This is a genomic window from Methylovorus sp. SPW-M1 (assembly GCF_053848825.1).
The window spans coordinates 469,652-493,191 of record NZ_CM132626.1 but is presented as its reverse complement, the minus strand read 5'-3'; the positions used below and the strand labels follow the sequence as shown (position 1 = coordinate 493,191).

At 57.0% G+C, this 23,540-nt stretch carries 19 protein-coding genes and 2 tRNA genes; 6 read left to right on the top strand and 15 right to left on the bottom strand.

Annotated features, from left to right (window positions below; all coding sequences use genetic code 11):
* Nucleotides 1-29: 29 nt before the first annotated feature.
* Together ACWWD9_RS02210 and ACWWD9_RS02205 are read right to left on the bottom strand one after the other, a co-directional pair.
* Nucleotides 30-2,222, bottom strand: coding sequence for an oxidoreductase (locus ACWWD9_RS02210; protein WP_455867590.1), 2,193 nt, complete (start codon nt 2,220-2,222; stop codon nt 30-32).
* 197 nt (nt 2,223-2,419) lie between these two features.
* Nucleotides 2,420-4,117 (bottom strand): APC family permease, encoded by a 1,698-nt coding sequence (locus ACWWD9_RS02205; RefSeq protein WP_013443170.1) that lies wholly within the window; start codon nt 4,115-4,117, stop codon nt 2,420-2,422.
* Between the two features lie 314 nt (nt 4,118-4,431).
* Here ACWWD9_RS02205 and ACWWD9_RS02200 point away from each other — a divergent pair, with 314 nt between their 5' ends.
* A complete protein-coding gene (locus ACWWD9_RS02200; protein WP_013443171.1) occupies nt 4,432-5,508 on the top strand; it encodes a DMT family transporter in 1,077 nt (358 codons plus the stop codon).
* A complete protein-coding gene (locus tag ACWWD9_RS02195; protein WP_013443172.1) occupies nt 5,505-5,834 on the top strand; it encodes a hypothetical protein in 330 nt (109 codons plus the stop codon). Before ACWWD9_RS02200 ends, ACWWD9_RS02195 begins: the two co-directional genes overlap by 4 nt.
* A 138-nt stretch (nt 5,835-5,972) precedes the next feature.
* Here ACWWD9_RS02195 and narL read toward each other — a convergent pair whose 3' ends face one another.
* Together narL and ACWWD9_RS02185 are read right to left on the bottom strand one after the other, a co-directional pair.
* The gene (narL, locus tag ACWWD9_RS02190) at nt 5,973-6,626 is read right to left on the bottom strand and encodes a two-component system response regulator NarL (protein ID WP_041370575.1); all 654 of its coding nucleotides are present in this window, start codon (nt 6,624-6,626) and stop codon (nt 5,973-5,975) included.
* 60 nt (nt 6,627-6,686) lie between these two features.
* Nucleotides 6,687-8,513, bottom strand: a complete 1,827-nt coding sequence (locus ACWWD9_RS02185) for a histidine kinase (RefSeq protein ID WP_455867589.1) — start codon at nt 8,511-8,513, stop codon at nt 6,687-6,689.
* 47 nt (nt 8,514-8,560) lie between these two features.
* Here ACWWD9_RS02185 and ACWWD9_RS02180 point away from each other — a divergent pair, with 47 nt between their 5' ends.
* Nucleotides 8,561-9,961: a PAS domain-containing protein gene (locus ACWWD9_RS02180; RefSeq protein WP_013443175.1), complete on the top strand. Its 1,401-nt coding sequence runs from the start codon at nt 8,561-8,563 to the stop codon at nt 9,959-9,961.
* 55 nt (nt 9,962-10,016) lie between these two features.
* Here the strand turns inward: ACWWD9_RS02180 and ACWWD9_RS02175 are convergent, their stop codons facing one another.
* From ACWWD9_RS02175 to ACWWD9_RS02155, 5 genes are all read right to left on the bottom strand, one after another.
* Nucleotides 10,017-10,817: a TorF family putative porin gene (locus ACWWD9_RS02175; protein WP_455867588.1), complete on the bottom strand. Its 801-nt coding sequence runs from the start codon at nt 10,815-10,817 to the stop codon at nt 10,017-10,019.
* Between the two features lie 69 nt (nt 10,818-10,886).
* Complete coding sequence (locus ACWWD9_RS02170; protein WP_455867587.1) at nt 10,887-11,927, bottom strand: heme-dependent oxidative N-demethylase family protein; 1,041 nt, start codon at nt 11,925-11,927, stop codon at nt 10,887-10,889.
* An 11-nt stretch (nt 11,928-11,938) separates the two neighbouring features.
* Nucleotides 11,939-12,892 (bottom strand): PDR/VanB family oxidoreductase, encoded by a 954-nt coding sequence (locus tag ACWWD9_RS02165; protein WP_455867586.1) that lies wholly within the window; start codon nt 12,890-12,892, stop codon nt 11,939-11,941.
* Entirely contained in the window at nt 12,889-13,488 is a 600-nt protein-coding gene (locus ACWWD9_RS02160; RefSeq protein ID WP_455867585.1) for a dimethylamine monooxygenase subunit DmmA family protein, read from the bottom strand. Before ACWWD9_RS02160 ends, ACWWD9_RS02165 begins: the two co-directional genes overlap by 4 nt.
* Before the next feature lie 53 nt (nt 13,489-13,541).
* Nucleotides 13,542-14,657: an aminomethyltransferase family protein gene (locus tag ACWWD9_RS02155; RefSeq protein ID WP_013443180.1), complete on the bottom strand. Its 1,116-nt coding sequence runs from the start codon at nt 14,655-14,657 to the stop codon at nt 13,542-13,544.
* 342 nt (nt 14,658-14,999) lie between these two features.
* On the opposite strand from ACWWD9_RS02155, the gene ACWWD9_RS02150 reads away from it, so the two are divergent.
* On the top strand, nt 15,000-17,771 hold the full coding sequence (locus tag ACWWD9_RS02150) for an EAL domain-containing protein (RefSeq protein WP_455867584.1): 2,772 nt from the start codon (nt 15,000-15,002) through the stop codon (nt 17,769-17,771).
* A 65-nt stretch (nt 17,772-17,836) separates the two neighbouring features.
* Here ACWWD9_RS02150 and ACWWD9_RS02145 read toward each other — a convergent pair whose 3' ends face one another.
* Together ACWWD9_RS02145 and ACWWD9_RS02140 are read right to left on the bottom strand one after the other, a co-directional pair.
* Nucleotides 17,837-19,252, bottom strand: a complete 1,416-nt coding sequence (locus ACWWD9_RS02145; RefSeq protein ID WP_455867583.1) for a sensor histidine kinase — start codon at nt 19,250-19,252, stop codon at nt 17,837-17,839.
* Nucleotides 19,249-19,920 carry a response regulator transcription factor gene (locus ACWWD9_RS02140; RefSeq protein WP_013443183.1) on the bottom strand — a complete coding sequence of 224 codons (672 nt, stop codon included), beginning with the start codon at nt 19,918-19,920 and terminating at the stop codon, nt 19,249-19,251. Before ACWWD9_RS02140 ends, ACWWD9_RS02145 begins: the two co-directional genes overlap by 4 nt.
* 193 nt (nt 19,921-20,113) lie before the next feature.
* On the opposite strand from ACWWD9_RS02140, the gene ACWWD9_RS02135 reads away from it, so the two are divergent.
* Both ACWWD9_RS02135 and ACWWD9_RS02130 read left to right on the top strand, forming a co-directional pair.
* Nucleotides 20,114-20,560 (top strand): SRPBCC family protein, encoded by a 447-nt coding sequence (locus ACWWD9_RS02135; protein WP_455867582.1) that lies wholly within the window; start codon nt 20,114-20,116, stop codon nt 20,558-20,560.
* Nucleotides 20,561-20,696: 136 nt separating this feature from the next.
* Nucleotides 20,697-20,987: a MoaF-related domain-containing protein gene (locus tag ACWWD9_RS02130; protein WP_455867581.1), complete on the top strand. Its 291-nt coding sequence runs from the start codon at nt 20,697-20,699 to the stop codon at nt 20,985-20,987.
* A 168-nt stretch (nt 20,988-21,155) separates the two neighbouring features.
* On the opposite strand, the gene ACWWD9_RS02125 is transcribed toward ACWWD9_RS02130, so the two are convergent.
* The 4 genes from ACWWD9_RS02125 to ACWWD9_RS02110 all read right to left on the bottom strand — a co-directional run bounded on the left by ACWWD9_RS02125 (nt 21,156) and on the right by ACWWD9_RS02110 (nt 23,447).
* The gene (locus ACWWD9_RS02125) at nt 21,156-21,968 is read right to left on the bottom strand and encodes a hypothetical protein (RefSeq protein ID WP_455867580.1); all 813 of its coding nucleotides are present in this window, start codon (nt 21,966-21,968) and stop codon (nt 21,156-21,158) included.
* Nucleotides 21,969-22,270: 302 nt separating this feature from the next.
* Nucleotides 22,271-22,347: transfer RNA gene (locus ACWWD9_RS02120), tRNA-Asp, on the bottom strand.
* A 14-nt stretch (nt 22,348-22,361) separates the two neighbouring features.
* A tRNA-Val gene (locus ACWWD9_RS02115) sits at nt 22,362-22,437 on the bottom strand.
* A 65-nt stretch (nt 22,438-22,502) separates the two neighbouring features.
* Nucleotides 22,503-23,447: a LysR family transcriptional regulator gene (locus ACWWD9_RS02110; RefSeq protein WP_202943912.1), complete on the bottom strand. Its 945-nt coding sequence runs from the start codon at nt 23,445-23,447 to the stop codon at nt 22,503-22,505.
* Nucleotides 23,448-23,540 lie beyond the last annotated feature (93 nt).

The window sequence follows — 23,540 nt, the reverse complement described above, 5'->3', positions numbered from 1 at the left end:
CTGCACTGGGCCGTGAAGTGAACCGTTGACTAAACCTTGTACTCGATCTTGAACTGACCGCCCGGCATGTGCGGCGCGCCCCATACCGCCACCTCGCGCTTGTAAGGCAAGGGGTATTGCGGATTGGCTTCTTCGATCTCGCGTGCCACGCGGTGGCCGGTAAAGGTCGCGTCGGCAATCAGGCGGGGAGCTTCGGCATCGCCAATCAGGTACACACCCTTGATGCCATTGGCCTCCCACTCGCTTTCGCGGGCTTTCAGGTCGTTGAACAGGGCATTCTCGGAATGACGGCCGGTGACCAGAATCAGCGAATCAAACTCCAGCCAGCGGTGGGTCTTGTTGGCATCACGCGGAGCTACGCCCGGACCGCGATAGGTACGCTTGGAACCATCGCCCCAGATGTTGTAGATCTCGAGACGGCCCGGCTCAATGCGTGAGCAGAAGTGGTCGCCCAGTTCTTCCACACCCAGCTCATGCAGGCGGCGCATCATGTTTGGATACTCCAGCGTGAAGTGCATGTAATTCGCCAGATGCACACCTGAGACGATAGTGACCTCGTGCCCCGCCACGGCCAGCTTCTCGGCCAGACTGGGTGCCATGAAATAGGTATCGGCATTCAGGATCACCACACGCTTGCCGATGGCTTTTTTGCCTTCCATAACCTGCTCAGGCGTGAGCTGATCAGCACGTGAAGCATCGGCGCCGGGGATGGCATCGTGCGTCAGGCAGTTGGTGCCATCGGTATTCCAGCTGGAGCCGGTGGCAATCACCACCTTGTCGGCGCCGTATTGCAGGATATCGTCGGCGCTCAGGCGTTTCTGGCCGAGGGCGATCACGGAATCCTTGTTTTTCTTCACCAGCTTGTTGAGCTGGGTTTCGCGGTAATCGCGGTGATAGCTCCACTCGCCCAGACCGGGCAGAGTCGCCACGCTATTGAGGTGGCCACCTATCTTCTCGGCGCTGTCGTACAGGTGCACGGTGTAGCCGCTTTCCATCAGCACCCGTGCGCACTCCGAGCCGGATGGGCCAGCCCCGACCACCAGCACCGCATCGCTGGAGCTGGTCTTGCGGAATTTTTCTGGATGCCAGCCACGGCGGTATTCTTCGCCAGCCGTTGCGTTCTGGGTGCAGATCATCGGTGGGCCACCGATTTCCCAGCGCGAGATACACACGTTGCAGCCGATGCAGACGCGAATGTCGTCATAGCGGCCTTCTTCAATCTTCTTCGGCAGGAAAGGATCGGCAATCGATGGACGGGCGGCGCCGATAATGTCGGCATAGCCCTTGGTCACGATCTCGGTCATTTTTTCCGGATCGGTGTAGCGGCCCACGCCCAGCACCGGCTTCTTGGAAACCTGCTTGACGAACTTGGTCCACGGCACCTGGTGCCCCTGCTGGTAAAAGCGCGACGGGCCCGCATCTTCGCCCCACTCGGCAATGTCACCCACATCCACGTCCCACAAATCCACCAGCGGATCGGCCAGCTCAATGAACTTCATGCCATCCACTTCAACTTCGATCTGGCCTGGGCCGTACACGGTGTCCACGGCAAAGCGCGTGGCAATCGCGCAGTCATCGCCCACGGCGCGGCGTACCTTTTCCAGCGTTTCCAGCCAGAAGCGGGCGCGGTTTTCCAGCGAGCCGCCATAGCCATCGGTGCGCTTGTTGTAGTAAGGATTCAGGAACTGCAAAGGCAGGTAGGAGTGCGCGCCGTAGACATACACAATGTCAAACCCGGCATCGCGGGCGCGGTAGGCAGCGTCCACATAGTATTGCTGCACCATGGCGATATCGTTCAGGTCCATTTCCTTGCAATAGGTCAGGGTCTCGAACTCGGAAGCGTACTGGCTGGGGCCGCGTGGCGTGGCACGTGACTCCATGCATGGTGCATGCGCGCCGCCGTACCACATCTCGATACCGGCCAGGGCACCGTATTTATGCACTTCATCGGTCATAGCGCGCAGGTTGCGCACGTCACCCTCATCCCAGATACGCGCCGACAGGCGGTGGGTATCGTCAGACTCGGGGTGGATGGAGCAGTATTCGGTATTCATCGCGCCCCAGCCGCCTTCGGCCTTCATGGAGCGGTGCGCCGCCTGAAAGCCAGGCTTGTCCGAACCGGCGCCGATACAGTGCGGCACCTGGTAAAAGCGGTTGCGCAGGATTTTCGGCCCAATCTGAATGGGCTCAAACAGAATGTCGTGCTTGGGATCGCGTGCCATGAAGTGTCCTCTCGAAATAGGCGAAGTGAATCGTTGTTGTGAAGCTATTTTCGAGGGGCAGGCGCGGTCTCACAATTCTCCTTAGGGCTTACCACCTAGGGAGTATCGACCGCATAAACTTTCATTAATAATCAAATGTTTAAATAAAAACGGGCCACCTTGCGGCGACCCGTCTCATGCCCGGCTAGCGCGGAATACTAACCGAGATGATGGAACACGTAGACCACCACCACACCCGCCACCAGCGCGACGTAGGGCAGGATGCCGGCACGGCTGGAGACACCGGCTTCATCGGCAATATGCATGTCTTCGAGCATGGCCTTGGGGAACTGGCCTTTGTCTTGCACATAGTGACGGTAAATGAAGACCGGGATGATCAGCGCACCGAAGATCAGGCCTGTCATCAGGGTACCTTCGCCCCAGATATCGGCACCAAAGCCCATCAGTGCCAGGTTGACGAAGCTCAGCACGCCACCGGCTGCCAGCAGAATGGTCGGCGCCTTATAAGGGCGCATCCAGTTGGGGCGGTCCAGGCGATGTATCCAGCCGGAGTTAAGGTTGAGGAAATTGAAGATGATGTAGCCGACATTCGATGCGGCCAGCACGAACACATAGTCGGACAGCAGGAGCAGCAGCAGGTTGAAGCAGAGGTCGGTCCACATGGCAGGCGTTGGCGCGCCGTGCTCATTCACCTTGGACAGGTACTTGGGCAACCAGCCATCCACCGAGGCCTGATACAGCGTGCGGGAAGAACCAGCCATGGAGGTCATGATGGAAAGCAGCAGTGCCAGCACCAGCATGATGACCATGACATTACCGATGATCTTGCCGCCGCCAGCCATGTCGGACAAGGCACTGGCAACGCCCATGCCGCTGTAGATTTCTGGCGCCAGCATGCCGCTGTAAACCGCAGGGGTGACGGTAGTGCCTGCAGCGTCAACCACGGCAGGCGTCACCAGTTGCCCGAGGCCCAGGTGCGCCTGAAAGGCAATCGGTACCAGGGTAAACACGGCAATACACAGCAAGCCGGAGTAGAAAATGGCCTTGAAGGTATCAGTCTTGGGGTTCTTGAACTCCCGGGTATAGCAGACAGAGGTTTCGAAACCATAGGTAGACCAGGCGGCAATAAAGAGACCACCGGCCATCAGTTTCCAGCCCTCGATGCCCCACACACCATCGACCACATTGCCTGCAGCGTCATAGCTCAGCGGCGCCATGGGGAAGAAATTCACCTGCGGTACATCGCCAGTGAGGATAGGGATAAGTCCAATCAGCATCAGGGGAATCAGCGCGGTGATGCCCAGTATCATGGTGACGCGGGCGGAACGCAGAATGCCGCCATGCTGCACGGCAAATACCGACATCAGCACGGCAGCGCCGAGGATGAAGGTGGCGTTGATGCGCAAGGCGAGGTCTGTCTTGATGAAGCTCAGATCCAGCAGCGTAATCTGCCAGGTGTTGATCACCGCATCCGGCGCAAACAGTGCACTCAGGATATAGCCCGCCGCGAGGCCGGAGCCAATCGCCAGCACCGGCGACCAGGCAAACCAGTTACACCAGACTGATACGGGGGCGATGAATTTGCTGTAACGCACCCAGGCCACGGCGCCGTATACCGACGCGCCACCGGATTTGTGTGGAAACAGGCCGGCGATTTCGGCATAGGTAAAGGCCTGGATAAAACCGAAGGCAATGGAGATCATCCATACCATCCAGGAAGGTTTGCCAACGGTGGCGGCAATGGCGCCTATGGAAAAAAGCACCAGTGCGGGTACACCGCTGGCAACCCAGAACGCACCCTGCCAGCCGATCTTGCGGTGCAGGGTGGAGTTCTGGGCGACGACATCGCCGGATAAATCGGCGCCTATCGCGTCTACGGGCGGATTACTGTTCAATTTAATTCCCCTTATCGAAAAGTCATGCAGTCAGCAGGCCCACGGGCAGCACGCACGATGCTGGCATGTCCTGCATTGGGCACCATTGAATACCCGCCGCCCCCGCCTCACAATTCTCACTACGGATTACTACCTAAGAAGTAGCAAGAAAATGGTGCGGTGCGCGGGATCTGAAGCAGGTTCCGGTCCAACTTGGGGCATCTGCCCGGCATGCGTCTCAGCTGGCAGCGGCCTACTCCCTCAGGAGTATGGAAAGACGCCCTGCCCGGCCATTACCATCTCCTGCAAATACTGCTTATTAAGGAATCCGCCTCATGCACGCCCCGCCCTATGCCGCCAGACTGCAAGCCACGCTGCAACGCCATTACAGCCGCAACCAGCGCTGGGGATTCATGTGGGCCTTGTGGACGGCGATACTGTGGGGCGCGTGGTATGTGCCAGGCACGGCGCTGTGGTATGAAGCGCCGTATGTCGATATCCCGCAGGATCAGCAATCATTGCGGCTGGCCGCCACCGCGGTGATGACCTGGGTACACGCGCTGGCGGTGTTTGTGTTTTTGCTGCTGTGGAATGGTGTGCTGGGCAAGGTGGGGGATTACGCCCGCACCATGGTGCGCTTCAGGCGCATCTCGAAATGGTATGCGCTGGCGTCGCTCTGTGGCGGGCCGATGGCGATCTTCGGCTCCTATATGGCCATGGGCTATGTGGGGCCGGTATTTGCCGCCGTCACCTCTTTGTTTTACCCGGTCATCGGCGCTGTAGTAGCGCGCCTGTGGTACCGCGAAAAAATCTCCACGCGCGCCGCGCTGGGCATGGTGATCATCATGATGGGTGGCCTGGTGATTTATGGCCCGGGGCTATTTGGCGAGGTGGGTGGCGATAACAGCCACGCCTGGCTGGGCTATCTTGGTGGGATCATGTCTGCACTGGGATGGGGCATGGAAGGTGCGGTGGCAGCACGTGCCATGGATGTGACCGACCCGGACGTAGGCATTCATTGCCGCTTCAGTTTCGAGATTCTGTTCTGGGGCATATTGATTCTGCCCGCCCTTGCGCTGTTCACCAGCCTGCCGATAGGTGAGCTACTGCTCACTACCGTGCAAAACCCCAAGGCCATGGTGTGGATAGTGCTGGCCTCGGCCTGCCATGCCTATTGCTACACCGCGTTTTACAAGAGCTTCAGTCTGATCGGCGTCGGCCGCGGCGAAGCCATAGGCAACCTCTACGCGGTATTTGCCCTGCTGTTTATTGCGGCCTTTACCCTGCAGATGCCACCGTGGTATTTCCTGGTCGGGCTCATCCTCACCGTGGCGGGCAGCTTTGTCATGTTTGGCGAATCGGCTGAAGACGTGGCCCAGTTACGCGACAACCCAGCGGGAGAACACGCATGAAACTGCACATCAAGGGATTTTTGCTGACGCGGCTGCATCAGCTGGGTGGCATGCGCGATCAGGCGCTGATCGAACTGACCCTGAACGCCTACAGTCTGCGGGGACGTTATGCGATCAATAGCCTGCATGTGGCGCTGGATGAGTTATCCGCCGCTGGTCTGGTAGTGCGCAATGAACCGCAACTCATCACCGAAACCGTGGGGGATATATTGCCGCGCGAGGCTTTGTCGTTTTATTACCAGCTGACGCCGTTTGGGCTCACCCGCATGGAGGACACTGGTTTGTTAAGCAAGGATGGCACTGCCATGGAGGAGTACTGCGCATGAACAGTTTCTGGGGATACGCCGGGGCCGATGTGCTGGCCCTCATCATCATCGGTCTGGCTAGTCTCATCTGCCTGATTTCTGCCCGGCTGTTTGTCAGCCGCCGCTAGGCCGGGCAAGGCTAGCCAGCAGAGCAGGTGCTTACTTTTTACGATGGGCCCATACGGCAGCTTCGAGCCGGCTGGTGAGCTTGAGCTTGCTCAGCAGATGCTTGATATGCACTTTGACCGTGGTATCGGAAATGCCCAGCTTGCGCGCGATGGTCTTGTTGTTGAGGCCATCGGCCAGACATTGCAGTATCTCCTGCTCGCGGTCGGTCAGCGCCACATCATCATCCGCCTTGCGCGTGCGCGGCTCCAGCAATGCCTGCTTCAGCACTTCGGTCAGGCTGTCCTGTATCACCGTCATGCCGGAGATCACCTTTTTCAGGCTGGCACAGAGGTCTTCCGGCTCCATGTCCTTCAGCAGATAGCCATCCGCCCCGGCGCGCAGGGCTTCCAGCAGATCATCCTCCGCATCCGACACCGTGAGCACGACAAAGCGCGCCTGCAAACTGCTTTCGGTTTTGAAGCGGCGCAGGGTTTCAATGCCATTCAGGCCCTTCATGTTGAGGTCGATCAGCACCACATCGGGCTGCAGAGGCGGAGCCAGCAACAAGCCCTCGCTCCCGGAAGCTGCCTCGCCCACCACCCGGAATGCCGGGTCGGCTTCTATCATCTGACCGACGCCCTTGCGAAACAGCGCATGGTCATCAATCAGGAACACCTTGGTCGGGCTGGCACCGCCGGATGTCAGCTCAGAGATCGGGTTACTGGAGGTCGAAATACTAGGGGTGCTCAAGGTCGTGCTCTCCTGTCATTGTGCCAATTGCGGCGTAAATACCAATCTTACCCGCGTGCCGCCGGTGCGGCGACGCAAAACTGCCAGCTCGCCTCCCAGGCTGTAGGCACGCTCCTGCATGATGCTGTGCCCGTAATGCCCAGGCTCACCGGGCTTGCTGGCATAGCCGATGCCGTCATCATCAATGGTGACGATGACCGAGCCATTGCTCTGATACACCAGCGCCACCGTCACCGTGCTGGCGCCGGAGTGGCGCACGATATTCGACAGCGCCTCGCGTATCACATGCAGGATATGGAATTCCTCGTTCACCGTCAGGCGGCAATTCACCAGCCGGTTATCCAGCGCAATCGAGAGATTGGAGCGCTGCATGAATTCATCAATCGCCGACTGAATGGCGAAGCGCAGCCCGCGCACATCCATGTGCACGCGGAAGGTCGACAGCAGCTCGCGCAACTCGCGGTAGGCGTTATCCAGCCCCTGGCGCAACTCGTTCACGATGCCGCGCAAGTCGGCATGCTGGGTCTGCGGATGGCTTTGCAGACGGAAAATCTGGATTTTCATGAAGGACAGCGACTGCGCCAGCGAATCATGCAGCTCGCGGGCAATGGCGGCGCGTTCATCCAGCAAGGCGGCACGACGGCCTTCCTGCTCGCGGTTCTGCGTGCCCATCACCATGGACAGCAATTGCGCGGTCATCTCCACCAGCTCTATGTCGGTTTCATCAAACACATGCGCAGCCTCGGCTTCTACCGTCAGCATGCCCAGCGTTTCCCATGGGCTGGTAAAGGCGGCCACCACGCCACTCGCGCCTTCCTGCCCGTCGCTGGCCGGCAGCTGATAACTGGCAGCCTGGCTGGTACTAAGCTCGGCAAGCAGGCCGGGAGGTATGGCGCGCGGCAGATGCTGCGAAAACAGCGTGCGCTCTACTGTCTCTCCGCCCGATTTTTCAGCAAACAGCAGGGCAACATTCTGCACATCCAGTGCGCTTTCCAGCATGTACAGCACTTTGCGCAACAGTGCCTCGCTGAGGTCGGGCGTGTTGATCATGCCCACCAGCTGATGCAAAAACCCCTGCGCACGCAACACGCGCCGCAAGCGCTCACTGCGGGTCTGGTTGAACCACTCGCTCTCGGCGCGGAAGCCTTCCAGACGGGCTGCGATGCGGTAAATGGTCTGCTCCAGCCGGGCAAATTCATCGGCATAAGGCTGGTCATCTTCCAGCTGAAACTCCTCGGGCAGCAATCGCGTCAGGTGGCCGATACGGTCAATCAACAGATGCTTGGCTTTAAGCGCCAGCGCAAACAGGCAGCTCACCAGCAGCAAACCACTCACCAGCTGCAACAGCCCGATGACGGATTGCTTGACCTCCACATCGCGCTGCAGCTCCTCGGCCACGCTATCGTAATCGCGCAACACCTGGTCGACCGCCTGCAGCCAGCCCGCGCTATGTTCCGGTTGCGGGTACTGGGCGACGAGATGGGCGGTGTCGGCTTCCAGCCGCGAGATGACGGGTGGCAGGCGCGAGCCCAGCTGCTGTCTGAACCACGAAAATTCAATGACACCGGCATCAGGATTCAGCCCATGCGCGGGCAGCCGGCTGCCAGTCGGACGCGCCGTCACTTCCGCCCGCAGTGCCTGCCAATGGAATTTTTGCGCGTAGAGCTGGCGCATGGCAGACTGATTGCCGGGAATGTAATCCAGCAGAAAAAGGGAGCCCACCTGCATCATGATGATGAGCAGCAGCACGCAAAACAGCAGCACCACCAGTCGCAGGTAAAGCGTATGACGCAGCAAGGCCTTGATACCGGCCAACTGGTAAAGATTTTTCAACCAGCGCATATCAGGACAAGGACTCCCCTAAACCCCAAAGATCACAGGACACAAGCATGAGCATATACGTATTCAGCACCCTGATCCTCAGTATCATCTTTCTCTTCGTGTTCAACACCTGGTGGGCGGGCACCGCCCCCTTCAAAATGCACCTGGCGGGCATGGTGATCATTGCCACCACGGCCTTTTCGGCGCTCCTGATGCTGGCGGTATACCCGCTGTTACGCCACCGCCCGCTCCTGCGCAATACCACCCCGGGCTTTGACCGCCGTGCCTGGGGCATCAATGTCTCTTCATTGCTGGCCACACCGGCTGCCGTGATTGAAGGTTACACCGTCATCTTTGCCAACAATGCCTTTCTTGCCGAGCTGGGCATGCAGGGCATCTCGGACCAGATTCTGGGCATGCCGCTGACCAATGTCATCCACCCCGGCGATCACCAGACCCTGGCGGCCCTGCTGGCATCGCCCGAGCATGATAAAAAATCCACGCAACGGCTACGCCTGTTATGCCTTGATGGCTCGATACTGCCGGTACACATCTCGGCCTCGCCCATCAGCGAAGCGCCGGATAACGAGCAGCTGTTGCTGCAGTTTTCAGCCGTGTCCGCGCATGACACCCCGGGCGCCAGCTTTCGCGAGCAGTTTCCTTATCATCTGCTGGTCAACCAGATCGAGCAAGTCGTGTTCCAGGTCGACACCGCGCAGAACATTCTTTTCCTCAATCCCTCATGGCAGGGCCTGCTCGATTTCAACGTAGAGGATTGCCTGCAAAAACCGCTGCTGAGCTTTATCCACCCCGAAGACAAACCGCTGGTCGAGGCCCGCCTGCATTCGCTGATTCAGGGCAAGCGCAGCCGCTGCCTGCTGGAAGCGCGCGTCATCAGCAAAAACGGCGATTCGCACTGGGTAGAGCTGCGCGCGCGCAACACCTCTTCCGTCAAAGGGGAGCGTTCCAGCGTGGTCGGCACCCTCACCGACATCAGCCACAGCAAGCAGGCCGAAGCCAGCCTGCGCACCAACCGCCGCTCGCTCAGCATGCTGATCAACAATGCGCCCTGCATGATCTATCGCTGCAAAAACGACAGAAACTGGAGCTTTGAATTCGTCAGCGATGGCTGCGCCGAAGTCACGGGTTACGAAGCGCACGAGATGATCAACAACCTCAGCTTTTCCTATGTGGAAATCATTCACCCGGAAGACCGCGAATCAGCCTGGCAGCATGTGCAGGAGAAAATCGCCATGCAGGATAAATTCCAGCTGGTGTATCGCATCATCACCCGCGCAGGCCACATCAAATGGGTGTGGGAACAGGGCAAGGGCGTCTACTCCAGTGCGGGCGAGTTGCTGGCGCTGGAAGGCTTTATTGCCCACATCAGCGACGACGATGCCCCCACCGGTCTGATTGCCGATATTCAGCAGCTGATCCAGTCCCAGCCTATTCCCGGCGGCCAATAAAAGAGGGCGTTTTGCAACGCCCTCTTTCTAGCCATCCAACCTCAATCCAAACAGATCAGAACGTGCGGCGGATAAACAGCACCAGGTGATCATCACCCGTCTTGCGGCCCTTGGCATCTACCCACAGATCCCCATCGGCATTGGTACCGGTGTAGTTGAAGCCAGCATTCCAGCCTTCACTCTTGCCAACAGAGAAGTCCTTGTTAAGGCCAATCAGGTAATCGCTGTAGCTCAGGTCACCGTAGTTTTCCACGCGCTGATGACCTGCGTGCGCCACCAGATTGATATCCTGCACGGGCAGCTTGTAGTTGAAATTCAGCTCAATGTAATCCGTACCCTTGGTATCGCCATGGCCCAGCGTGCCGCCGATGGACTTGGTGTTGTAACCGAAGAAATCGGTCACGGCACGCGAGTACTTGAGGGTGAACCACTTGTAGCCCAGCGCGCCATTCAGCTCGGTAGTGTTGGCAGACTGCCCTGCAATCTTTTCATTGTCAGGATAGTAGAACTGCAGGAAACCGACATTCAGGCTGAGGTCAGGCGTGAACTGGTGCAGATAGCCGCCATAGATATCGACTTCGAGCGTATTGCCGTAGAGCGCATTCTTGTCGACATTGGTGCCCCAGACGCCCAGGTAAAGACCGCTGGAATGGGCATAGTCAAAACCGCCTTGCACGGCAGGACGCTCGTTGGTGTAGGTGATGCCACGAAACACATACTGACCGAAGAAACCGATATTGGTGGTCAGGGTGTGGGGTGAGGCTTCGGCGGCGGCTTCATCCGCAGCAAACGCCGGCAGGTTGAAAAGACTGCAGGCCACAAGACCGGCCACACTCAGACGCTTTACATGGTTCATTACGTTCCCCTTATGAAAAGATAGATGCAAATGGAATTGCCCGGTAACCACGGTGCCATGGCTTAAGCCTTATTCAGGCTGGGTGCCAGTGCCGATGTCGGCGCCGTCGTCGAATCTGGAGAGCCAGGCCACCACGGCCTGCTGGTATTTGGTGATGCCCTTGTACTCCACCAGGTCAGGGTGAAGATCGCGCAGCACACGGTGAAAACGCTTGGCCCAGCGTGGGTAGGTCGCCATTTCCTGCATGCTGATCAGGTAGCAGCGAATGCTGAAGACAATGGCATTGCTGCGTGGCATGCGGAACAGGGTTTGCAGCTCCACACGCAAATGCGCGAGTTCGCCTGCGTTCTGCTCGTTGACCTTGTTGCGGTCGCCACCCCACAGCGGGTAGTTTTCCGGCGAGGTATCCAGGCGCGGATTGATGGTCATGGTCCAGTTGAGGCGGCGCACCGGATTGGCCTGCTGCAGGCTCATCAGGAATTTCAGCGCACGGTCCATCACCCCCAGTTTGGTGACTTGCGGCACCGGGCCATGCCACTCATGCCAGGACATGCCGACATTGAATGCCAGCGACCAGTCCGCCTGGCTGGTGACAATGCCCGCATCGGCAAACAGCGTGTCTTCACGCTGATCCAGCAGCACAAAGTCGCCCTGCACCTGGCGGCCCATGTATTCAAACGGGCCCATGGGCAGTGTGGCGGCATCGCCAAATACAAAGGATTGCTCAAGTCCCAGCGGACGATTGACCCAGGTCCAGGCCTTGCCGTTTTTGCTCAGGCTGAATTGCTCGGGATAATCGCGCGCCAGGCTTTCCATGGTGAATTCCAGAAAATCCCACTCGGCATCCAGCATGTGTGGCAAGGAAGCACAGCGGCCGGGATCCTGCTCCAGGGTAATCGCCTTGTCGCGGCATTCGGCCACGTAATGCTCATCCACATCCAGCGTGAATTCAGTCACCGCGCCCTTGGGGCCAGGCGTGTGCGGCTCGATGTTGACCGAGTACATGTACTGGTCTTCGGGAAACGGAAAGGGAAAACGGCGTATGGCTTCCGGCGAATTGCGGAAGGTATAGTCGTCGCGAAAGGTTTCCTGCTTGAAAGCGAGGCTCATGGGAGCATTCCTCAAAGGTTGAGTTCCAGATAACCGCATTTGGCCCGTGATACACAGGGCATGATCTTGCGGCCGCTAGCCTTGTCGGCGTCGCTCAGGTAGTGATCGTGATGCTGCAGTTCGCCGTCGGTGCCCAGCACTTCCAGTTCGCAGCGGCCACAGGCGCCACCGCGGCATAGCGAAGGTGCATCGACGCCAGCGGCCTCCAGGGCCTCCAGCATGCTCATGTCGCCCTGCACGGTAATTTCCAGCTCGGACTTGCTGAGCTTGAGCGTGAAGGGCTCGCCCACTGGCGGAGCGAGGAACTGTTCGCTATGAATGTGGTGCTCGGGCCAGCCGAGCGCACGGGCAGTCGCCACCAGCGCTTCGACCATGCCTTGCGGGCCGCAGGCATACACATGGGTGCCCAGTGGCTGGGCGCGCAACAGGGCGTCAAAATCCATGCGCTGGCCCAGGCTTTCGTCATAGCACACCGCGCGCTGGCTGACGCGCCCCTTGAGAGCATCGGCAAAGGCGGCATGCTCGCGTGAGCGAAAACCATAGTGCAGGCTGTAATCGCCGCCCAGACGCTCCAGATCATGAATCTGCGCCATGAAGGGCGTGATGCCGATGCCACCGGCTATCAGCAGGTGATGCTTGGCTACGCGCGACAAGGCAAACAGATTGACCGGATAGCTGATGTCGAGCAGGCTGCCGACCTTCACTTCTTCGTGCATATAGATGGAGCCGCCGCGCGACTGTGGCTGGCGATGCACGGCAATTTCGTAATGTGCGCGGTCTTCCGGCGAACTCAGCAGCGAATAGGCATTGCGATAGGTGCGGCCGGGCGCCGGCATAGTGACCACAATATGGCTACCGCCAGAAAAGGCTGGCAGTTCGCCGCCATGGGCATCCACCAGCGTGAAGTGACGCACACCAGCGCTGACATCCTGAATGGAGGCCACTTTGACCTGTAACTGACTCATGGATAAATCTCCTCGATCTGCGGCACTTCGCCGGGGTTTTCGGCATCCACCATCAGCCCCATATAGGCGCCCATGCGCCGCGAAAAGTGGTCGCGCACAAACAGCTTGCGGCCGCAGCCGGAGCAGGTGGCGATGTTGCTGGTGACCTCATGCGTGAGCGACTTGCAATGCACGCAATACACCGAGCGCGCCAGTGAGCCGGTCAACTCTTTCATGACGTCTTGATTGAGAATGCCGAAGTCGGCGGCGGCATCCGTCACATCCCACATAAACTTCTCAGTGCCCGCGGTGTAAATGCGCAGGCCCATGCGGGCGGTGGCTAGATAATCTGCCCAGGCAGCCAGCAGCTCGGCTGTGGTTGCAAACACCCGCAGATCCGCATCTACTGCGGCCTGCAAGGCAGGCAGGTAATCCTTGTCAGCACCTGCCGGGCTGTAAAACACCGTGATCGGCTGCTCAGGCAAAGCCTGTTGAAAGAGCTTGAGCACGGCAAGCCCGCCGTCGCCCGCTGTCAGCACGGCGTGCGCCGTGGCTTTATCGTTCCAGAGCAGCGCCGTGTAGACCGGCTTGCTGCGTATCCAGTAACCGCGTTCCATCTTGAATGTCCTCTTAAACTGCTGAACCTGATCCTGCTGACTTAGCTGCTGACTCAGGCGCCTTCGGGATGCGTGCGCAAACGCAAGGGGTCGTAAAACGGCGTAGGCGCGATATAGGCCTTGCTGACACCGCTGCTGTTGTGCACTTCCAGCGTGGTGCCGATGGCCGAGAGCTCGGGCTTCACATGTGCCATCGCCAGCGAGAGCATGAGGTAGCGGCTGTAACTGGCGCTGGTGATGACGCCGATTTCCTTGCCATCCTTGAACAGCTTGGCCCCGGCTTCCATCGCCGATGCGCTGCGGCAGATGAGGCCAACATGGCGCACGCGCTCGCGACCTTTCAGCTTGAGGACGGCCGCCTTGCCGATGTAATCGCCTTTCTTGTCGAGGTCCACGCCCCAGCCCATATTGACCTCCCATGGCGTGGTATCGCCTTCGGGCATTTCAAACGGGAAGAACAGCAGGGCAGCTTCAATACGGGTCAGCTCCAAGGAGTTCCAGGAGGCGGGAATGGCACCGAAAGGCGCGCCGACTTCCAGAATCTTGTCCCACAGGAAAACGGCATCGGCGGCGGTACAGTAGACCTCGTAGCCACGCTCCCCAGAGTAGCCACCGCGGGCAATCACGATATTTTTGCCAAACAGCACGGTAGGCACATGGCGGAAATACGGCAGCCCTGCCAGATCAAAGCTCAGATGCGGTGCCAGGATATCCAGCGACAACGGGCCCTGCAGGGAGAGAATATGCACATCCAGATCAGGCTCCACCTTGACGTTTTTACCTGCGGATAACAGCTTCAGTTGTTCCGGTGTTTTGCCACTGCCATGCGAGAGACGGAAATCCGTGGCGGAATCGCGGATGACCATGATGTCATCGCACAGGGCGCCGGTTTCATCGACCTCGGCGGCTAGCAAGGAACAGCCGGGCTCCAGTTTGGTGATATCGCGCGCCACCAGCTGGTCGATCACGGCTTCGGCATCCGGACCACTGACCTTGACGATATTCAGTGCCGATACATCATACAAACCTGCCTTGCTGCGCACCGCCACCACTTCGTCATGCACGCTGGTGTTGTAGCTCCACGGAATCGGCATGTCGTTCCAGGTGTCGCCATCGAGCTTGGAGCCGAGTGCGCGATGCCGTTCATTCAGGATGGAATTTCTTGCCATGTGGATGTCCCCTTTTAAATTTGATGCGGTGTTGAACTTGGCATCACGATAGCCAAATCACCGGGGGACCAAAATTCTCTTGAAGGCGTACTACCAAAGAAGTACGCATAAGAAATCTAAGCTTTTAGATGTAAAACCTTAAACAAGCCAATGAAAACACTTTAATTCTTCGCATTAATTCTATATATTCGCGATTAGTATGCGCGAATATCGGTCTGGCTTAGCTGCCCTGTTCGCGTCCAGAGTAATCATGACAAATCGATGGGTTTTGCCGCGCCAATGAAATTCCGAACGTCAGCGTTGGATATAACTACAAGGCTCTTCTGGTGCACAAAACTGGTAGTGCTAATCTGCCTTTTTACGCCGCCTGCCTTTGCAGAGGCCTCCAAAGTCAACCTGCAGCTCAAATGGCATCATCAGTTCCAGTTCGCAGGCTATTACGCCGCCCAGGCCAAGGGGTTTTACAAAGACGCCGGGCTGGATGTGAATATCATCGAGGGCGGCCCTGGCAAACCAGCCCTTGATGCCGTACTGAACGGCTCCGTGCAATACGGCATCAGCGATGCCGATGTGCTAATGGCCCACATGCATGGCAAGCCCGTGGTCGCCATGGCCGCCATCTTCCAGCATTCGCCGTTTATCATCATCAGCCGTGAAGACAGCAATATTCACCGCCTGGCCGACCTCATGGGCAAATCGGTCATGATGAAACATGACCTCAGCGCCGTGCAGTTTGATGCCATGATGCTGAAAGCCGGGCTGGACCCCACCAGCGTGCGTTTCGTCACCCACACCGGGCAGCTGGATGACCTGATCAATCGCAAGGTGGATGCCATGGCGGCGTATGCCACCAACGAGCCCTACCGTTTGCGCGCTCGTGGCGTCGAGCCGGCCATTATCAGCACCATCGATTACGATGTGGATTTTTACGGCGATACCCTCTTCACCTCACGCAGGGAAATCGAGACGCACCCGGAGCGTGCAGATGCGTTCCTGAAAGCCACGCTCAGGGGTTGGCGTTATGCCTTCGACAACCCGGAAGAAATCGCCAACCTCATCCTGCAACTGCCGGGCGTCAAGCAAAGTGGCGCCACTCAGGAATCGCTGCTGGCCGAGGCCAAGAGCATGCGCCCGCTGGTGATGCCGGATATCGTGGACATGGGCCACATGAATACCGATCGCTGGAGCCATATCGCCCAGTTGCTGGTGCGATTGAAACTGGCACCGGATAGCTACGAGCCCCGCAAGTTCATCTATCACTACGCCACCACCCCCAATACGCTCAATACCCGCTGGATTGCCTTTGGCGTAGCCGCCACCTTGCTGTGCGTGATGCTGGTGATTTTGTGGAACGTGCAGATGCGGCGCCAGGTACGCATGCGCACCGAGGCCTTGCATGCCGAAATTGCCCGCCGCGAGCAAACCGAAGCCTATCTCAAAATATCCAGCCGCATGGCGCGCGTTGGCAGCTGGGTGCTGAGCCTGCCGGAAAAAACCCTGTACTGGTCTGAAGAGGTGCTCGACATACACGAGTGCCCACCCGAGTTTGCACCGACATTGGATAGCGCGCTGGCGTTTTATCCCGAAGAATGGCGCAGCCGCATTGTGCAGGCGCTGGAAGAATGCCTGCAAAAGGGCGACAGCTTTGATGAAGAGCTGCCCATCCTCACCTGCAAGGACAAGCTGCTGTGGATACGCATCATTGGCCAGGCCGTGTATGACCTGCATGGCAACATCACCCGCATCGAGGGCGCGATTCAGGACATCAGCGCCCAGAAAGTGGCAGAAAGCCGCATTCAGCATCTGGCGTTTTATGATTCCCTCACCAGCCTGCCCAATCGCCAGCTGTTCATAGACCGGCTGGAACATACCCTCGCCTATTCGGCGCGTACCAGCAAATCCGGCGCCGTATTGTTCATTGACCTGGACAACTTCAAAACCCTGAACGACACCATGGGCCATGACCTGGGTGACATGCTGCTGCAACAGGTAGCCATGCGCATTGCCGGTTGCCTGCGCGAAAGCGATACCGTGGCGCGCTTTGGCGGCGACGAGTTTGTTGTGCTGCTGCATGAGCTGAGCGGCAATCATCAGGAAGCCGCCGCACAGGCGCGTCTGGTCAGCGAAAAAATACTGATCAGCTTTGCCCACCCATTCCAGTTCAGCGGCTATGAGCATCACACCAGCGCCAGTATAGGCGTCACGCTGTTTGACCAGCAGCCGACCACGGTGGATGAAATCCTCAAGCGCGCTGATCTGGCGATGTATCAGTCCAAGGCGGCGGGTCGCAATGTCATCCGCTTTTTTGATCCGGAAATGCAGGCGCTGATTGCCGACCGCGTCGAGATGGAAGAAGACTTGCGCAATGGCCTGCGCAATGACGAGTTCTTCTTGTGCTATCAACCCCAGGTGGATAACCAGGGCCGCCTGCTGGGCGCTGAAGCGCTACTGCGCTGGCGCAATCCCAAGCGCGGCATGATACCGCCCAGCACCTTTATTCCGCTGGCAGAAGATAGCGGGCTGATTGTGAGCGTGGGCAACTGGGTCATGTATGCCGCGTGCAAGCAGCTGGTACTGTGGGCACAACAACCACTCACCTCCAGCCTGACCCTGGCGGTGAATGTCAGCGCCAAACAGCTGCGCCAGATGGATTTTGTCGATCAGATTGTGGAAGTGCTGAATGTCACCGGCGCCAACCCCAAACGCCTCAAGCTGGAACTGACCGAAAGCCTGATGGTGAACAATATTGAAGACGTGATCGCCAAGATGACCGAGCTTAAAAACATCGGCGTCGGCTTCTCGATTGACGACTTCGGCATTGGCTACTCATCGCTGTCCTACCTCAAGCTGCTGCCACTGGATCAGCTGAAGATTGACCAGTCTTTTGTACGCGATGTGTTGACTGACCCCAACGATGCCGTGATTGCACGCACGATTATTGCGCTGGGCAAGAGCCTGAATCTGCAGGTGATTGCGGAAGGTGTGGAAACGCTGAGCCAGCGCGAGTTTCTGGATAATTACGGCTGCGACGCCTATCAGGGGTATCTGTTCAGCAAGCCTGTTCCCGCCGATGAGTTTGAGCGGGATGTGGTGCAGACCTTCGAGCACTTTTAGCCAACGCCTGATTGCCCTAGGCCAATGCCCGGCACCAGCCTTGCCGGGCTGACCTGATGCCGATATCAGCTTGCCGCTACCGGCGCCTCTGCGCTGCGATCCGCAAAGCGCAGCGAGATACGCAAGCCGCCTTCCGGCGTCGCATCCTGCATCTGAATCGTGGCCCCATGCACCTGGGCAATTTCCAGCACAATCGCCAAGCCCAGACCACTGCCCGGCTGCTCGGTGCCTATCACCCGGTGAAAGCGTTCGAATACCTTTTCGCGCTCATCCTCCGGAATCCCCGGCCCATCGTCTTCCACGCTGAGCACAAAACCCTGGTCATCGCGCGTCAGACTGACCGTGACACGGCCGCCTTCATCGCTGTACCGGATGGCATTGTCCACCAGATTGGAGAGCATTTCTTCCAGGCTGGTCGCATCCCCCAGCACCCAGGCATGGGAAAGTTCGCTTTCAAAGCCCAGATCAATATTGCGGGGCAAGGCCAGTGATATCAGGTCGCCCGTCACATGCTGAGCCAGGGCGCGCAGATCAAGCACATGCATCTGGATGGCACGCATCACCTCGGGTTCGGCACGCGCCAGAATCAGCAGCTGATTGACCATATGCACCAGCCGCTCGGTGCTCATGGCGATATTGGCCAGACTTTTTTGCAAGGCTTCCGGATTGGTTTCATATTGCGCGAGCTCCGTCTGCGCCATCACGCCCGCCAGCGGTGTGCGCAGCTGATGGGCGGCATCGGCAATAAAGCGGTTTTGCGATTCCAGCAAGCGTTGTACCTGTTGCATGAGCTGATTGATGGACTCAACCAGCATGCTGACTTCTTCTGGCACCTGCGTGAGCTGCACCGGGCTGAGGTCGCGCGGGGTGCGCTGGGCGAGAGCCGCATGCAGATCCCAAAGCGGGCGCAAGCCGCGGCCAATGCCAAACCACATCAGCACCACGGCAACCAGTAACAGCAGCAATTGCGGAATCAGGATGCCCAGCAGAATCTGGCTAGCCAGGTGCTGGCGCCGGTTACGGGTTTCGGCGACCTGTATGCGTACGGACTCATCACCCTGATCGCCCGGAATCACCGCCGGTATCGAGACCACACGCACATCTTGCCCAGCCACATGCCCGCCAACAAAATACATGACTTTGCGCTGCCAGCTCTGTGGCGCCTGATAAGCCAGCGCCTTGTCGCCGCCCAGAAAGCGGCCCTGCGGGTCATACACGCTGTAATACATCTCGTCATCCTGGCTGGAGAGCAGCATGCTGCGGACTTCCGGCTTCAGCTCCAGCTGGGCGTTATTCAGGCGGTTCTGGGTAATAATCTGCGAAACATCATAGGCAGTGTCGTACAGCGCATGGTCGAATGCCTTGCGCAGAAAATGCAGCGAAATGCGATAAAGAATGGTGGAATCCACCGCGATCAATATAAGCAATGGCACCAACAACCATTTGAGCAGCTGACGACGTACCGAAAAGCGCGACTTCATGCCGACTGCTTTTCCAGGAGATAGCCCAGACCACGCACTGTGCGGATCAGGATGCCGTAGGGCTCCAGCTTTTTACGCAGGCGGTGGACATACACCTCGATGGCATTGTTGCCGACGTCGACATCCCAGTTGCACAGATTTTCCACCAGCGACTCCTTGCTCACCACGCGCCCGCTGCGCAAGATCAGCGCTTCCAGCACGCTCAACTCCCGCTGCGAAAACTCCACCAGCGCACCATTGACCGTGACTGTGCGGTCAGTGCTATCGAAACGCATGGGACCAAAATCTATATACGACGTCACCACCTGATGACTGCGACGTATCTGCGCCCGCAACCGCGCTTCCAGCTCTGGCAGCTTGAAAGGCTTGGTCAGGTAATCATCAGCGCCCAGATCCAGTCCGTGCACCCGGTCATCCAGCCCCTCGCGCGCCGAGAGTATCACTACCGGCACCAGCTGTTTGCGCTGACGCAGGCGCCGCAACACCTCCAGGCCATCCATGCGCGGCAGACCCAGGTCTAGCACCACCGCATCGTAGACTTGCTCATGCAGCGCCACATCCGCCTGCTGCCCATCCTGCGTCCAGTCCACCGCATAACCGGATTTGATCAGCGAGCGATGAATGGCATCACCGAGTACGGCGTCGTCTTCCACTAGCAAAACCCGCATGACGATCCCCTTGCCAAAATAAACCAAAAGCGTATTTCCGCCGACTTACAGTCGGCTTACATTAACCTATCTTAACACCCGGCCTTATGAACACAGCCTCAGCAGCGCGGCACAAACCTGCATTTCCTCGCATGTGCAGCCTGCGCTAAACTGCCTGTTCTTTCATCTCCATGCAATGAAAGGAGTATGTCTCATGAAAACCGGTACCGTGAATTTGCATCGTGTATTTCGGGCGCCACCGCAGCGGGTATATCAAGCCTTTCTCAATGCAGACGCCCTGGCGAAGTGGCTGCCTCCTTACGGCTTCACTTGCAATGTTCATCATCTGGAAGCCAAAACTGGGGGCACATTTCGCATGTCTTTCACCAACTTCAGCTCGGGAGACCAACATGCCTTCAGTGGCGAATACCTGGAGCTGATTCCTGATACAAAACTGCGCTACACCGACCGCTTTGATGATCCCAACCTGCCTGGCGTGCTGGAAGTCACCGTCACCCTGACCGAGGTCTCCTGTGGTACCGACATCGCCATCCAGCAAACGGGCATTCCCGCCGCGATCCCGGTCGAGAGTTGCTATCTGGGTTGGCAGCAATCGCTGGCGCAACTCGCCACGCTGGTAGAGCCTGATATTCCGGGATAGCCAGCAAGACCAACTCGCGGATAATACGCAATATTCCGTCCGGCATAAGGCCCTTTACATGAAACACATACGATTATTTGTCATCAGCTTGTTACTTGCATCCTCACCCTTGTACGTACAGGCATCAGAAGCATATATGGGCCAATTCCTTTATCAATATGAAGGCGGCAATGTTTACCGGGTGACGGTGAACGATGCCAAGTCCATGTCATGGAAATGCATCGCTGGCTCGGAAAAAGGCGCGCATGGAATGGAAACACCCGAGCGCATCAAGGTGGATGAAAATATCTACTTTGCCACATGGCGTGAAAAGACAGACATCAACGTCACTCAAGTCATCGACCTGAAAAATATGAAGGTGTACTCCACCATTATTGATGGCAAAGAACGTTATGTTCTCTCGGGCAAGATTGTTCGGGAAAAGTGATGTTGGCCCATACGGTGTGAGCGTCTGATAGACATGAAAAAAGCCCGTTGACATGACATGAATCAACGGGCTTTATGGTATTGGCGGATAATTGTATGAGACTTCAAATACACTAAAAAAAGAGCCGACATTTATCGACTCTTTTAATTAGTAGCTGTTCAAGCTACTTTAGAAAGAGTAACCAACCCCGATCTTGAACGTTGTATTTTCAGTTTTACTATTAGGCTCCCAGAAAACATATCCTGGGGCGGCATCAACTTCATTTTCATCGCTTTTGCCATACTTATAGCTGACATAATCAACACCGACATTCGCATGAATATGGTCTGTGATGGCATAGTCACCAGACAAGCCAATTCTATAAATGCTGGATTTACCCAATGAATCGTTAAAGCCATATGTACCTTTAATATCAATTTTTGGATTAAAGGTACGCCCAACCATAGCATCCAGACCTACTACAAATTTTTGAATTGGCGAGTATTGCGCAAGGACCCCAAGCCCCCACCATTTGTTTTTATAAGTCTCGCCGTCATTGACCCCACGCTCCCATTCGTGTTGCCCTATTTCAGCGTATGGGGTAAGCATGAAAGACTCGCCTAACTCAAAACCTTTGCCATAGCGAAAACTGTAATCGGTCAGTTTTGCTTTTGAGCTATCTTTCAGAGATCCATAACCTCCTCCACTGATGTACTGACCAACGTAATCGGTATGGCCTTTATTCCGGCTATACTCAACATGGAAGTAGTCATTGGTAAAGAGAACATCTTTCATTAAAGACAATGACAGGCTGAAACCGGGAACATGTCCACCTTCAGAATCCAGCTTCTCACCGCTTTCTTTTTCGAGATAATCAACATCAATAGTTGTAAGCTGCAAACCAACTTGATTGTTGACCGACTTGATATCCTGAGTGGCCGCATATGCGGGAATGACCAGTAAAGTCCCAACGACAGACAATAAAACATTCTTGATTTTCAAATTATTACTCCCAATGGTAGTGTATGAATATGTACCTGAAACTTGGCATCTCAAAGTTCATATTTACCAGAGTAAATAATCGTAAAAAAAAGGAATATCACCCTTAAGGGCATTGTTAACTTTATGCAACAGTGCGAAGAAAAAATTAAAAATACTGTCTAAGCTGGCACTTAATATTTGATTAGTTGTTTACTCAAAGAAATTTTCTCAACCTATCAAGAAAATGAATTGAACAGTTAAAATCCGACAAATGCGTAGAATGAAAAAAGCCCGTTGAACTGTATCAACGGGCTTTTTGGTATTGGCGGAGTGGACGGGGCTCGAACCCGCGACCCCCGGCGTGACAGGCCGGTATTCTAACCAACTGAACTACCACTCCATTCGTTAAGGATTTGGTGGGTGCTGACGGGGTCGAACCGCCGACATTCGCCTTGTAAGGGCGACGCTCTACCAACTGAGCTAAGCACCCGTTTCCTCACGAAGGCCCGCATATTACACAAGGCCGGGCCGTTTGCCAAGTACAACGTGCAAGCTTTATCTGGAAGCTCCGCCGGGCAGGGTGGTGCGCGTTTGCACCAGGTCGCTGGTTTCGAACAAGGCGGCGGTCCAATCAATAAACGCGCGCACCTTGGATGAGAGGTGGCGGTTTTGCGGATAGAGCACATACAGGGGCAGGTTTTCCGATAAATGGGTGCCCAGCACGACTTGCAATTCGCCACTGGCAATGTGCTCCTGCACCATGAAGGTCGCCGCCTGAAAAACGCCCAACCCGGCCAGACAGGCGGCCAGGCAGGCATCGCCATCGTTGAAGATCATTTTCCGATGGCTGGACACTTCATAGCGCTCGCCGTCGCGCTCAAAATCAAATTCGTACACCTTGCCGGTTTTGGATGAAAAATAATGGATGCCGGTGTGGCGCTCCAGATCGCGCGGCTGCATGGGGATGCCATGTTTGCGCAGATAGCCCGGCGTAGCACAGGTAACAAAGCGCAATGAGGCAACGCGCCGCGCTACCAGCGATTGATCCAGAGGATCGCCACCGCGAATCACGCAATCCACCCCTTCCTCCAGCAGATCCACCGGGCGGTCATTGCAGCCCATCTCAAGGATGATGTCGGGGTATTTTTCCGTAAAGTCCGCCAGTGCCGGGATCAGGATGCGCCGCCCGATGGAGCCCGGCACATCCACCCGCAGCCGCCCACTGGGTCGCGATGTGGCCTGTCGCAGGGCGGCCTCGGTTTCTTCCAGTTCATTTAATAGCGCCACGGCCCGCTCGTAATAAGCGGCGCCGTCCGTCGTCACACTCACATGCCGTGTGGTGCGGTTGAGCAATTTCACCCCCAGCCGGTTTTCCAGCGCCTGCACCTGGGCAGAAATCGTGGTTTTTGGGAGATTAAGCGACAAAGCCGCCTTGGTAAAACTCGCCAGCTCCACCACGCGGGTAAAGGCCTGCATTGCCTCAAACCTGTCCATTGCCATGTTTAACCCCCTATTGTCCTGCTTTATTGCACAGTGATTCTGATTTTAGCCTATTTATCTTGATTTATGCTCAATATAAAGTGCGACTAACAC